This is a genomic window from Roseovarius sp. S88, from assembly GCF_037023735.1.
In the GTDB taxonomy this organism is placed as follows: Bacteria; Pseudomonadota; Alphaproteobacteria; order Rhodobacterales; family Rhodobacteraceae; genus Roseovarius; species Roseovarius phycicola.
On the sequence record NZ_CP146069.1, the window covers coordinates 655454 to 667787 of the forward strand.

The following is a 12334-nucleotide window of genomic DNA, read 5'->3' on the forward strand; positions in this document are numbered from 1 at the left end:
AAAATGAGCCCGCTTCTGTATCTGTGTGAGTCTCAATGATTGTCACAGTATTGCAAGCATCTGGACCGGCAACAAAAACGCGGCGTCAAACTTCTTATGTCTTCGTCTCTGGAAATTCTGCCCGCCGATGATCAGGGCCTTTCCCGCGCGGCGGAAATCCTGCGCGCAGGCAGGCTTGTCGCCTTTCCCACCGAGACGGTCTATGGCCTTGGCGCTGATGCGCGAAACGATCATGCTGTGGCGCGGATTTTTGACGCCAAAGGCAGGCCGCGGTTCAATCCGCTGATCGTGCACGTGCAGGGTACCGAGGCCGCGAAGAGATTTGTTGAATGGTCTGACACAGCAGATCGCTTGGCATCTGCGTTCTGGCCTGGCCCGATGACCTTGGTCTTGCCGTTGCGCGCAGGGACCGGCCTGTCGCCTCTGGTCACGGCCGAGCTGCCCACACTGGCCATTCGTGTGCCCGCGCACCCGGTGGGGCAATCGTTGCTGCGCGCCTTCAAAGGTCCGGTTGCGGCGCCATCGGCCAACCCGTCCGGGCGGATCAGCCCAACAAGCGCAGATCATGTGATCGCCGGGTTGGAGCACAAGATCGACGCAGTGGTAGATGGCGGCACCTGTGATGTCGGGCTGGAATCTACTATTCTCGGTTTGAGCGGTAACCCCAGACTTCTGCGTCCGGGCGGGCTTCCATCAGAAGCCATCGAGGCTGCGATTGGTCGGCCCCTTGTGCAACATTCCGAGACGGATAGCATCAGTGCGCCGGGCCAGCTTGCCTCGCATTATGCACCGGGCGCCAAGGTGCGTTTGAACGCAGAGGCGGCTCAGGAAGGCGAAGTTTTGTTAGGGTTTGGCAAAGTCACCTGTGACCTCAACCTGTCCGAGGCGGGAGACTTGATCGAAGCGGCGGCAAATCTCTTTGGTCATCTACACCGGCTCGATGCTTTGGAGGCCAAAACCATAGCCGTCTCGCCCATTCCTGAACATGGGATCGGTCTTGCCATCAACGACAGGCTCCGCCGCGCAGCAGCCCCGCGCGACGTGTGATTTTCCGAAGTCTGGCTACTGACAGCGCTTCTCGGCTTCGTCCAAAGCAGCGGTAAAGCCCAACAGCGAGAACGTGTCCTTGGTGATGGTCCCACGCCCCGAGCGTGCCGTCAGAACCGCGTTGGTCCCGCGCTGCATCGCCGCAATGATCTTGGCATCATCCGACGTACTCGCAGGCCACGCCCATTCCCCTTCGGTGAACATCTCAAATTCCTGTCCGCCAATATTGACGTTCACGGTCGAGCCACCCGCAAAAGGATACCCCCCGGTGAATGTCACCTGACCCTTCACACCCGCGCCGGGGCGGAAAAAGGTCATGAACAGAATATCACCGCGCCGCACAGCCACCACGCGGCCATCCTTGGTGTTCACGGTTTCGGTCGGCGACGACACCGCCCAGCATTCTTTCGGATCCGCATCCTCAAAAACGCTCCACGCGGTCTTGGCCGCCACCTGATTTGTGCTTTCTTCTTGTGCTGAAACACCCGTCGCCGTGAGCGCAGCACATGCCACAGCCATACCGATTGCTTTCAGTGATCCCATTTGAGCAGCCTCCAAGCTGTTCCTAGCCTCAATTTTCCCAAGCCAACTGCATTCCTTGTCGGAAATCTTATAAAATTGGCCAATTCAGTCTCGACATTGCAATAATAGCCTGAAACACGCGAGACATAAAAGGACCAATTGGCAAAATTTCGCGTGAGCAACAGAGCCTGAGACAGACGATGAGTACCCCAGTTCCCCTGACAGAAATCTGGCGCGGACAGATTATTGAAAGCCTGCATTACGGACATGCTCTGATTTGTGACGAAAAAGGTGAGATCGTCGAGTGCTGGGGTGACCCCGATGCGGTGGTCTATCCGCGCAGCTCGGCCAAGATGATCCAGGCCTTGCCGCTGATTGAAAGCGGCGCGGCGGATGCTTTTGGACTCACCACTGAACACCTTGCGCTGGCCTGCGCCTCGCATCAGGGCGCGGCGGTTCACACGGACCGTGTTCGTGACTGGATCACGGGGTTGGGCTACATTGACAATGACTTCCGCTGCGGCCCCCAGATGCCGCAGGATCGTGCTGCGTTTAACGAGTTGATCAAAACCGATGGATCTCCCTGTCAGGTTCATAACAACTGCTCTGGCAAGCATGCAGGGTTCATGACCGTGTCCAAGCATCTGGGGGGCGGGGCAGACTACATCGACCCGGACCACCCAGCGCAGAAAGCCTGTTTCGCGGCATTCGAGGAGGTCACAGGCGAACCAAGCCCAGGATTTGCACCCGATGGCTGTTCTGCCCCCAATTCGATCACCACGATGCGCGGCATGGGCCGGGCCATGGGGTGGTTTGCAAGCGCGGTTGAGGGCAAAGACTCGCGCCACACAGCGGCGGTGCGGCTTGTACAGGCGATGATTGAACACCCGCTTCTGGTGGCGGGCGAAAAACGCGCCTGCACCGAATTGATGCGCGCCTGTTCAGAGCCTGTGGCGCTCAAGACCGGGGCAGAGGGGTATTTTGTAGCCATTGCCCCGACCCGCAAGCGTGGGATTGCATTGAAAATCACAGATGGGTCTACCCGCGCAGCTAACTGCACGATTGCTGCGCTTTTGGTGCGGATTGGGGTGCTCGACCCCGAGCATCCATCTTCCAGGCGTTTTATGAACGCGCCCATCCGCAATCGTCGAAAAATCGAGATAGGCCAGATCAAACCGGTCGATGCCTTGCTGTCCTGAGCCTTTTCGGCAGAGCTTCGCTGACACCAAGCTCACCATCGTTTCTACAGCTTTTCGCCGATCCCCCTGAGTACCCTGCGCTGCTTTCCGCGCGTGGGCATAGACCTGCCTTCACCCGGCAATCCCCTGCTGATTCTGATCCGCGCCCTGAGCCTTTTTTCGCGAAAATCATGGCCATTCCCGCGACCCTCTAACCAACCGCAAAGCGCATCTCCATGTTGAGGGTCCGACGGCAAGACGCCCCGGACACCTGAACCCAACAAAGGGAAAGTCGAAATGACTAAGGAACTGAAAGTCACACTGTTTGCACTTGTCATGAGCGTGCCTGCCATTGCGCTGGCCATGGATGCCGATGGAGATGGTATGGTTTCACCTGACGAATTCCAGGCAGTTATGCCGGATGCGCCTGAGGGCACGTTTGAAACGCTTGACGCAGATGGCGATGGCCTTCTGAGCGAAGCAGAAGTTCAAGCGGGCAAAGAGGCAGGCATCCTGCCAGCATAACCCACCACTCCAAGGCGCGCATTTATCCAATCCCAAATCCTGATGCGCGCCTTGTTACGATCGTCGCGGTATGGCGGCTGAGGCCTGTTGCAAAACCAACCTCTTCCCCAGAATGGTTTCGCAGACCTAAGACCTCCCCGGCTTGCCCATACCGCGACTTTCCTGCATTCTCCCACATGTTCTCAGGGCGGGGTGAAATTCCCCACCGGCGGTAACGGGCAATGTCCCGAAGCCCGCGAGCGCAACGGGTTTCTTCCCGAAACCCTTGGTCAGCAGATCTGGTGCAACTCCAGAGCCGACGGTCACAGTCCGGATGGAAGAGAACGCCAGGTCTGGTCGCATCCTGCGCCCTTTCCTGTCGTGCTGCGCCTTGGGTGAACGTGTCGCGACAGTGAAAGGAGAATGCCATGACACACACCCGTTACGCCTTTGTCAAAGCCAACTGGCACGCCGATGTTGTGGATCGCGCGCTTGAAGGGTTTTGTGAGGTTATCCCGCGTGAGGCCGTCGATGTGTTCGATGTGCCCGGCGCATTTGAAATGCCGCTTCTGGCCCGAGATCTGGCGGGCACAGGGCGCTATGCCGCGATTGCGGCGGCGGCCTTTGTAGTCGATGGCGGTATTTACCGGCATGAGTTTGTGGCCCAAGCCGTGGTCGATGGACTGATGCGCGCGGGCCTTGATAGCGGTGTGCCGGTACTGTCGGTGTCCCTGACCCCGCATCAGTATCAGGACAGCGCGCATCACAACGCGATCTTCCGGGCGCATTTCGTTGAGAAAGGCCGGGAGGCGGCAAGAGCAGCTGTACAGATCACACAGGCGCGTAAATCCCTGCAAGCGGCCTGAGAAAAGCCGTAGGGTGGGCAATTTTGCCCACCTTACCCCGTTTTAGGCCCCAAAACGTTTCGCGCGCGAAACATTTTTCCCGAAATTTGCGAGATATTAGTAAATATTAACAATATCTTAAGCTGATTTTGCGCGAAACGTTTGAGGTTGCTGTAGGGCGGGGTTTCACCCCGCCAACCTATTCGGTGCACATGTGGCGGGGTGAAACCCCGCCCTACCGCAAACATCTCACCTATGGCGCGGTCATTGGGTCATAAAAACCACTTTTTAACAATGCATTAACTTGTTTCGCACGCGAAACATTTGGTGGATGTAGGGTGGGTATTCTACCCACCTTTCTCATCCCAAGTAATCCCGCAAAGCCCGCGGCGGGTTGTCCAAAAGAGCCATCGTCTCCCTTGGCGGCTGTGCCTCACCTTCTGCCACCAGAATGCACTCCCCCGCAATCCGTCGCGCATCTTCTGGCGCGTGGCTGATCATCAAAAGCGTCGCACCGGTCTCTTCGCATAACTCCTGCACCAGATCGAGCATCTCGGCACGCAAGGCCGGACCAAGCGCGGCGAACGGCTCATCCAGCAGCAGAAGGTCACGCCGTTGCACCAGCACCCGTGCCAAAGCTGCGCGGCTGCGTTGACCGCCAGAGAGTTCCGAGGGTTTGCGCGTGTCCATGCCGCTGAGACCAACCCTGTCCAGTGCCTGTTTGATCGCCTCTTGATCGGCAGAAGACAGACGTAGCTTGGGACTTATCCCCAATCCTACATTCTGTGCCACACTGAGATGCGGAAAGAGATTATCCTCCTGAAAGAGCATTGTCAGGGGCCGTGATCCCGGGGGCGCATGAGAGATGTCTGTGCCTTTCCACGTGATCTTCCCGGTTGCAACGGGAAGGAACCCGGCGATTGCCTCAATCAAGGTCGATTTGCCTGCGCCGGAAGGACCGATGATGGCCACACGTGTACTCTCTTTGACCGACAGGTCTGCACTCAGCTCGAACGCGCCGTTGCGGATGATGCAGTCCTCAAGCTTCAACATGTGCACGCCCGCCCCTGTCCAAAATCCAGAACGCCCCAAAGGATAGCAGCAGCAGCAAAAGCGCAGCACCTGCGGCCGTGTCCATCCGGTAAGCGCCCATCAGGCGATACACCTGCAAGGGCAGGGTGGCCACATCCGGATCGGCAAAAAGCGTGATGACGCCGAGGTCTCCCATAGACAATGCGGCGGCCAGCCCGGCGGCAAAGCCGATTTGGGGCTTGAGCCGTGGCAAAAGCACATGGCGCAGGAAAGGCCAGCCCTGCATATCAAGTGACAGGGCAAGACGCCCCTGTCGCGCCACCACGTCTCGCGCGCGGGGCACCAGCACGCGCAGGGCAAAGGGCAGCACGGTGATGGCATTGACCAAGGCCGTGACCGGTAAAGCCCAGGTCAGCGGATTGCCCCAGGGTCGGATGAGGATGAAGAGCCCGGTGCCGATGACAAGCGGTGAAGCGGCAAGACCCAGAATGCCAGCCAGTTCCAGCACCCCACCGCGCCCTTGCGCAATTGCGGCAGTCATTGGCAGGGCCATTGTGAGCAGGAGCAGCGTGCTTACGGACGCTACGAGGATGGATGTTAGCGCGGCGCTAAACACCTGTGGCGGCAAATCAAGCAATGTGGGCAAGCCGTTCAGTGCCATGGCCAGCATGGGCAACAACAGAAATCCCGCCGCCAGAGTGATCACAGTGCCATCGCCATAGCGCGCCAGAGCCGCTTGCCCATCCCATCGCCGGACATGGCGGTCCAGCCCTGTGCCAAACCCGTCGCCCTTGGCCAGCCAGAGGGCCAGTGCCCCTGCCGCAATAGTTAACGCAAGCTGAACAACAGAGAGCAGCGCGGCGCGTCCGAGGTCGAAATCGAACCGGAAGGCCTGATAGATGGCCAGTTCAATTGTCGTGGCCTTTGGCCCGCCGCCCAATGTCAGGGCCACCGCAAAGCTGGTGAGGCAAATGGCAAAGATCACCGCCAGAATGCTGGGCACCACACGCATCAGCATGGGCAGTTCAATCAGCCGCACCATGGCCCAGCCATCCACGCCAAGCTGTGCCGCCAGACGAAACCGCTCGCCGGGAATTTCCTGCCAGCCTTGCAGGATGAGCCTCGTGGCCAGAGGCAGGTTGAAGAAGACATGGGCCAGAACCACACCGTGAAGCCCATAGATCTGAACTGGCGGCAGGCCGAAGAGTGCCAGAAATTCGCTCACCCAGCCCGCACGGCCAAATACGGCGATCAGGCCAAGGACCGCCACGATGACAGGCAGGATGAACGGCGCACCCAAGAGCGCGATGAGCAAGCGCCGTCCCTTGAATCGCCGTCGCGCCAAAGCGCGCGCCACCGGAATGGCAAGGGCAACGCTGAAGAAAGCAGACAACGTGGCCTGCAGGACGGTAAAGCGCAACGCCGCCCAATCGGGTGCGCCCAAACCGCGCCCCGTCTCGGCGCGCAGGGCCACAGCCACCAGCGCACCAAAGATGATCGTCGCGACCACAGTCGCGACGATCTTGCCGGGTGTGGCGCTTACTGGCTGAGCGCGGTCAGCCATTCATCCAGCGCCGCGTCACGCGCCGCTGCGGCCTCTTCGGGGCTCAGCAGAAGCGATTTTTCCGGTGTGACCAATGTCTCAAATCCCTCTGGCAATCCCCCCTCGGGTGTGACTGCGGGGTACATCCAGTTGGTGGTCGGGATGATGCCCTGGAACGTGTCCGACAGCATGAAAGCGAGGAACTGATCCGCAAGCTCCGGCTGATCCGAGCCGGCCAGCTTGGCGGCAACTTCAACCTGCATATAGTGACCTTCATCAAAGGCGGCGGCGGCCTTGCTCGGGTCCTCCTCGGCAATGAGGTGATAGGCGGGTGATGTGGTATAGCTCAGCACCATGTCGGCCTCGCCTTCGAGAAAGAGACCGTAGGCTTCGGACCAGCCTTTGGTCACGGTGACCACGTTATCGGCCAACCCTTCCCAGATTGCAGGCGCCTCATCACCATAGGCGGTTTTGACCCACATCAGCAGGCCCAGACCAGGGGTGGAGGAGCGTGGGTCCTGAATGACGATCTTCTTGTCGCTCTCGGCCAGGGCCTTGAAGTTGGTCGGTGCTTCGGCATCCGCATTGTGCACGAACGCGAAATATCCCCAGTCATAGGGTAGGAAGACGCTGTCGCTCCATCCAATCGGCAGATCAAGCTCGGGGGTCTGCCCATGCTCGGCAAAAAGCCCGGTTTCCTTGGCGGCGACGATCAGGTTGGTGTCGAGTCCCAGCACCACGTCGGCATCGCTGCCGGCGCCTTCGAGTTTCATGCGCGCCAAAAGCGCCGCGCCATCTTCGATCCCCACAAGTTTGAGATCGCAGTTGCACTGAGCCTCAAACGCCTCTTCGACCTGCGGGCCGGGGCCCCAGTCAGAGACAAAACTGTCATATGTGTACACGGTCAATTCAGGCGTCTCGGCCACGGCAATCGTGGCAGCGCTCAGAAATCCCGCAGCAAAAACAAGATGTTTCATGGCATCCTCCTTTGCGGCGAGAGGGTCAGGATGGATGCATGTCCATTACCTTCCCTCCGCCGGTTCTAGCCGGTTCAGGTTCAACGGGTTCGCGATGTGCATCTCAGTCCAGGATAAAATCCGGGACACCCCGAGGTAGGCGGCAACCTAGGTGGATGTGCGCAGGAAGACAAGCGCAATCGGGCAGCGAAACACCTTTGCACCGCGCCTGTCTGGGCGGGTTCGAAACATCGGTTAGTAGCGCCAGATCCCCTTAGCCGGGGTTGCGCTCGGCACAGGTTGCACCCTGTGGAATTTCCGTCCAGGGCAGCTTTTCTTCGGTCCAGATATGCACCTCTGGCGCGACCCAGCTTGGATCATCCAGAGTCCCGGCCTTGATAAACAAAAGTGGCCCGTAAAGCGGACCGCCGCCATAGAGCGAGCTGCCGCATTTTGGGCAGAAACGGCGATACATCGGGCCACCGCTTGAGCCACTGTGATCCTCATAAGCGGCCACTTCACCCTCGACCCTCAGGCTGTCTTCGGGCACGGCGACGTTGAAAGAATAGGTTGATCCGCTGATCTTTTGGCAGGTCTTGCAATGGCACACGGCCTGCATCACCGGCTCAGCATCCGAGCTATAGCGCACGGCACCACACAGGCATCCCCCTTCAATTTTTGACATAATTTCCTCCCTCGAAAACATCGGAAGGATACACGAGAAAGAGGATTCGCGGAATCTGTGGCCCCAGACTTTAGAAATCGACCGTCACACCGGGCAGGTTCAACGCTTTCATCAGGTCGCGCAATTCCTGTCGGGCGGCGACGTTGGAGATATTGAGTTGTTTCACGCCAATATCCTTGAGATCCAACAGCGTCAGGCCGCGTGGGAAAAGCTCGCGAAAGATGACCCGTTCGTTGAATCCCGGTGCTGTGCGAAACCCGATCCGCTTGGCCAGGTTGTCCAGCGCTGCACCCATTTTTTCCTTGTTGACCATCTGCTGCGCGCCCAGCCGGTTGCGCAGCACGATCCAGTCGATGGGCTTTAGGCCTGCCTGCGCGCGTAGCTGCCGCGCGTTCCAGACCATCTCGGAATAGACTGAAGGACCGAGGATTTTCTGCCCATCCGTGTCCACATGGGCCAGCAGGTCAAAGTCGATGAAACTGTCGTTCAGAGGCGTGACCAGCGTGTCGGCCAGCGAGTGCGCCACCTGGCTCAGGCGGGTATGCGAGCCGGGGCAGTCGATCATGATGAAATCGCTATCCGCCTCAAGCTCAGCGACGGCCACCGAGAGGCGGCGGTCATACACATTCTCGCCCGCGCGCAGCTGTGTGGGGTCGATCTCTGGCAAATCCTTGTAGCGTGGGCTGGGAAGGGAAAGGCCTTCGGACTTCAGGAATTTCGCTCGGTTGAGTGCGTATCGCCCAAAGGTTTTCTGCCTGAGATCAAGATCCAGTGCGCTGACCTTGTGGCCCATACGGGCCAGGGCCGTGGCCACATGCATCGACACGGTCGACTTGCCCGCCCCGCCTTTTTCATTCCCGACGACTATAATATGCGCCATGCCTGTCCCTCTTGTCCTGCCATGCTGCTCTGCAGGTGTTGTGCGCTACTATATGTTGTATGCCGCGTTCTTTGAAGCGGGATTGCGCGCTTTGAAGTGGAATTATTGCATTTGCGCCATTGCGGCCCCGAGGAGGGTCATGGTCGTCTCGGCGACACGGGCGTCGTTAGCGGTGATGCTGGCCGATTTGGCAAAGGCGTCGAGCGGCATCGCCCCTGCGGCGGCGGCCAGCAGGTCCGGATAGGTCGTGGTGATGGACACTTGACGGTCTGGATTGGGGCCTGAAAGCACCGAGACATCGCCATTGTGGATCGAAATTGCAAAGGGTTCGTCATCGACGGTCAGTTGCGCTTGCGCTGACGTATCGGGCGCGACCACGCGGTCCAAGGCGGCGGCGAGGGTGACGGCGACGGTGCGCAGGTTGCCGGGTTTCTTGGGTTCGGGTACGGGCTGCATGCGACCTCCGACGAGGGCTAGATCGAAGAGTAAGCCGCGCGTGGCCCAGCCGGCATTGGTCAGTTGGTAAAGTGCGGTGTTGTGGGCGCCTTGGGTTTTCTCGATCAGGCCTTCCTTGGACAGATGCGCCAGGCGATCGGTCAGAAGGTTCGACGCGATCCCAGCCAGCCCCTTTTGCAGATCGGCAAAGCGGGCAGGCCCGGCGTGGAGGTCACGTAGGATCAAAAGGCTCCACCTGTCGCCCAGGGCGTCTAGTGCCCGGGCAATGGGACAAAGCAAATTGTAGCTTTTGGACTTGGCCATGCCACACCTCACATATTTGTGAATTTAAAATATAAAGTAATCACTTTATAAAATAAAGAAGACAATTTATGCCGTCCAGCGTGACGGCCTTCTCTTTCAAACCGGAAAGGACGGGTGATGTCCAGAAAAGCAAAGATTCTTGTGACAAGCGCGGCAGGGAAAACGGGATTGCCGTTGGTGCAGCAATTGTGCGAGCGAGGTTTCCCCGTGCGGGCGATGGTGCGGCGTGAGGATGCGCGGGCACGAGTGATGCGTGATATGGGCGCCGAGGTGATGGTTGGCAACATCTTTGACATGGCGGATGTGCAGCGAGCCATGGCGGGGGTGCAGCGGGCCTATCATTGCGCGCCAACCGCACCAGGTGGGTTGCAGTTTGGTGCGATTTTTGCGGCCGCTGCCGCCGAGGCGCGGTTGGAGCATGTGGTGATGCTGGGTCAGTGGTTGTCAGATGTGCGGCACGTGTCCAGCTTTACCCGGGATGTCTGGCTGTCCGAGGAGATGCTGAAGCTGCTGCCCGACACCACCTTGAGTGTGGTGAATGTGGGGTGGTTCGCTGACAATTATTTCATGGTCCTGCCAATGGCCGCGCAGTTGGGTGTGTTGCCCATGCCGCTGGGCGATGGGGATGAGAAAAAGAATGCTGGACCGTCAAACGAGGCGATTGCGGCGGTGGCGGCGGGGTGTCTGGCCGACCCTGCGATCCATGCCGGAAAGACGTACCGCCCGACAGGGCCGGAGCTATTGTCGCCCAACGAGATTGCGGCGGCGATGGGCACGGCGCTGGGGCGAAGGGTGCGGTACATGCCGGTCAGTGATAGGATGTTTGCCAAGGCGGTGCGGGCAAGTGCGCCCAGCAACTATTCGCACCTGATGTTGTCGCAGTTGGCGATCTATGTGCAGGAGTATCGCCGAAGGGCCTTTGCGGTGAACGCGCCCACAGATGTGGTTGAGACGGTGGGCGGGATGGCGCCGGAGGCGTTTCTGGAGACGGCGTGGCGAGCAGCGACCCGGCCCGAGGCGCAGCGAACAGTATCAAAAAAGCTGGCTGCGCTTTGGGGGTTTGCGAGGGTTGGACTGACGCCGGTTCCGGATCTGGAGAGGGCGATGGCGGAGGCGCACTTACCGGTGCTTGAGAACCCTCGTTATGTGGGCGACAGCACGGATTGGGTGGAGACCCACTCTGGGTCTTTGACCGCAGCTGCCTAACCAAGGAGACCTGAAATGAGTGCAATCATGATGTCCCAGATCGCGGGTAAGGACCCCGTGAAGTTTCAAGATTACTTGACAAAGTCGAAGGCGGTGGCCGGTCGCTATGGTGCGGAGTTGATGTTCGCGGGCCAGCGCAAGGATGCGTTGGACGATGCGCCGCCCGATCATCAGATGGTGGTGATCGCGCGTTTTCCGGACGAGGATGCGCTGAAAGACTGGTATGAAGATACCGAGTACACGGCGCTGATCCCATTGCGAGAAGAGGCCTCGGACCAGATTATAACGGTATACGCCGATTGACCCTACAAAAAGAAAACGCCGCCCGATTGGGCGGCGTTTTGTGGTCTTGTCTGCGGGATGGCTTAGAAGCCCAGCCCTGCGTATTTGTTTTTGAACTTCGACACACGACCGCCTGCGTCAGTGAGGCGCGCGCCGCCGCCGGTCCAGGCGGGGTGCACCGAGGGGTCCACGTCCAAAGAGAGCGTGTCGCCTTCATTGCCGTAGGTCGAGCGCATTTGCACGATGGTGCCATCGGTCATTTTGACGTCGATGATGTGATAATCGGGGTGCAGATCTTTTTTCATTTTATCCGCTCCTTATGCCTGAGCGCCGGATTTTGGCTTGTAGTTGGAATCTTCTGCGATCCGCGCGGATTTACCGCGGCGTTGACGCAGGTAGTAGAGCTTGGCGCGGCGCACACGGCCGCGGCGGACAACGGTGATGCTGTCGATATTAGTCGAAAAGAGCGGAAACACACGTTCCACGCCTTCGCCAAAGGAAATCTTGCGAACGGTGAAGGATCCGGCAATGCCGTCGCCGTTTTTGCGGCTGATGCAGACGCCTTCAAAGTTCTGAACACGGCTGCGGGTGCCTTCGGTCACCTTAAAGCCCACGCGCACGGTGTCGCCGGCTTTGAAATCGGGAATGTCCTTCCCGAGGGCGGCAATCTGTTCCGCCTCGATCTGAGCGATAATGTCCATCGCTTCAACTCCTATATGCTTGCGGTTGGTCCCGCAAAGTGATGCGCGCCCTCAGAGCTCTTGGTCTTCTTCCGGGTCCGCCACAGCGCCCGCCAGAGATCAGGTTGTCATATCTTGTTCTGTACTGTTCTTTGCGACGGGACCCAAACCGAAGAAAACAAGGGGTATGCCACATCAAACAGGTCCAGACGACT

15 protein-coding genes and 2 riboswitches are annotated in these 12334 nt (G+C 59.0%); of the genes, 6 read left to right on the forward strand and 9 right to left on the reverse strand.

What is annotated here, in order from left to right; all coding sequences use genetic code 11:
* The first annotated feature begins 96 nt into the window (after window positions 1-96).
* The gene (locus RZ517_RS03270; RefSeq protein ID WP_338550051.1) at window positions 97-1047 is read left to right on the forward strand and encodes an L-threonylcarbamoyladenylate synthase; all 951 of its coding nucleotides are present in this window, start codon (window positions 97-99) and stop codon (window positions 1045-1047) included.
* 15 nt (window positions 1048-1062) lie between these two features.
* Here the strand turns inward: RZ517_RS03270 and RZ517_RS03275 are convergent, their stop codons facing one another.
* Window positions 1063-1566 carry an invasion associated locus B family protein gene (locus RZ517_RS03275; protein ID WP_422395569.1) on the reverse strand — a complete coding sequence of 168 codons (504 nt, stop codon included), beginning with the start codon at window positions 1564-1566 and terminating at the stop codon, window positions 1063-1065.
* A gap of 203 nt (window positions 1567-1769) precedes the next feature.
* Between RZ517_RS03275 and RZ517_RS03280 the strand changes: the two genes are divergently transcribed.
* From RZ517_RS03280 to RZ517_RS03290, 3 genes are all read left to right on the forward strand, one after another.
* The gene (locus tag RZ517_RS03280) at window positions 1770-2768 is read left to right on the forward strand and encodes an asparaginase (protein WP_338550053.1); all 999 of its coding nucleotides are present in this window, start codon (window positions 1770-1772) and stop codon (window positions 2766-2768) included.
* Between the two features lie 276 nt (window positions 2769-3044).
* On the forward strand, window positions 3045-3272 hold the full coding sequence (locus RZ517_RS03285) for an EF-hand domain-containing protein (RefSeq protein WP_317056021.1): 228 nt from the start codon (window positions 3045-3047) through the stop codon (window positions 3270-3272).
* A 174-nt stretch (window positions 3273-3446) separates the two neighbouring features.
* Window positions 3447-3601, forward strand: a riboswitch (FMN riboswitch).
* A 78-nt stretch (window positions 3602-3679) separates the two neighbouring features.
* Window positions 3680-4117 (forward strand): 6,7-dimethyl-8-ribityllumazine synthase, encoded by a 438-nt coding sequence (locus RZ517_RS03290; RefSeq protein ID WP_338550054.1) that lies wholly within the window; start codon window positions 3680-3682, stop codon window positions 4115-4117.
* Between the two features lie 339 nt (window positions 4118-4456).
* On the opposite strand, the gene RZ517_RS03295 is transcribed toward RZ517_RS03290, so the two are convergent.
* The 6 genes from RZ517_RS03295 to RZ517_RS03320 all read right to left on the reverse strand — a co-directional run bounded on the left by RZ517_RS03295 (window position 4457) and on the right by RZ517_RS03320 (window position 9951).
* Window positions 4457-5149, reverse strand: coding sequence for an ATP-binding cassette domain-containing protein (locus RZ517_RS03295; RefSeq protein WP_338550055.1), 693 nt, complete (start codon window positions 5147-5149; stop codon window positions 4457-4459).
* The gene (locus RZ517_RS03300; protein WP_338550056.1) at window positions 5136-6692 is read right to left on the reverse strand and encodes a thiamine/thiamine pyrophosphate ABC transporter permease ThiP; all 1557 of its coding nucleotides are present in this window, start codon (window positions 6690-6692) and stop codon (window positions 5136-5138) included. Before RZ517_RS03300 ends, RZ517_RS03295 begins: the two co-directional genes overlap by 14 nt.
* Window positions 6668-7648, reverse strand: a complete 981-nt coding sequence (gene thiB / locus RZ517_RS03305) for a thiamine ABC transporter substrate binding subunit (RefSeq protein ID WP_338550057.1) — start codon at window positions 7646-7648, stop codon at window positions 6668-6670. Before thiB ends, RZ517_RS03300 begins: the two co-directional genes overlap by 25 nt.
* 34 nt (window positions 7649-7682) lie before the next feature.
* A riboswitch (TPP riboswitch) is annotated at window positions 7683-7791 on the reverse strand.
* A 110-nt stretch (window positions 7792-7901) separates the two neighbouring features.
* Window positions 7902-8312, reverse strand: coding sequence for a GFA family protein (locus tag RZ517_RS03310; protein WP_338550058.1), 411 nt, complete (start codon window positions 8310-8312; stop codon window positions 7902-7904).
* A 70-nt stretch (window positions 8313-8382) separates the two neighbouring features.
* Window positions 8383-9192, reverse strand: a complete 810-nt coding sequence (locus RZ517_RS03315; RefSeq protein WP_338550059.1) for a division plane positioning ATPase MipZ — start codon at window positions 9190-9192, stop codon at window positions 8383-8385.
* A 102-nt stretch (window positions 9193-9294) separates the two neighbouring features.
* Window positions 9295-9951, reverse strand: coding sequence for a winged helix-turn-helix transcriptional regulator (locus RZ517_RS03320; RefSeq protein WP_338550060.1), 657 nt, complete (start codon window positions 9949-9951; stop codon window positions 9295-9297).
* Between the two features lie 117 nt (window positions 9952-10068).
* Here RZ517_RS03320 and RZ517_RS03325 point away from each other — a divergent pair, with 117 nt between their 5' ends.
* Both RZ517_RS03325 and RZ517_RS03330 read left to right on the forward strand, forming a co-directional pair.
* Window positions 10069-11157, forward strand: coding sequence for an NmrA family NAD(P)-binding protein (locus RZ517_RS03325; RefSeq protein ID WP_338550061.1), 1089 nt, complete (start codon window positions 10069-10071; stop codon window positions 11155-11157).
* 15 nt (window positions 11158-11172) lie between these two features.
* Window positions 11173-11460, forward strand: a complete 288-nt coding sequence (locus RZ517_RS03330) for a DUF1330 domain-containing protein (protein ID WP_338550062.1) — start codon at window positions 11173-11175, stop codon at window positions 11458-11460.
* Between the two features lie 62 nt (window positions 11461-11522).
* On the opposite strand, the gene rpmE is transcribed toward RZ517_RS03330, so the two are convergent.
* Together rpmE and rplS are read right to left on the reverse strand one after the other, a co-directional pair.
* Entirely contained in the window at window positions 11523-11744 is a 222-nt protein-coding gene (gene rpmE / locus RZ517_RS03335; RefSeq protein WP_317056014.1) for a 50S ribosomal protein L31, read from the reverse strand.
* Between the two features lie 12 nt (window positions 11745-11756).
* Window positions 11757-12140, reverse strand: a complete 384-nt coding sequence (gene rplS, locus RZ517_RS03340; RefSeq protein WP_317056013.1) for a 50S ribosomal protein L19 — start codon at window positions 12138-12140, stop codon at window positions 11757-11759.
* Window positions 12141-12334: the final 194 nt, after the last annotated feature.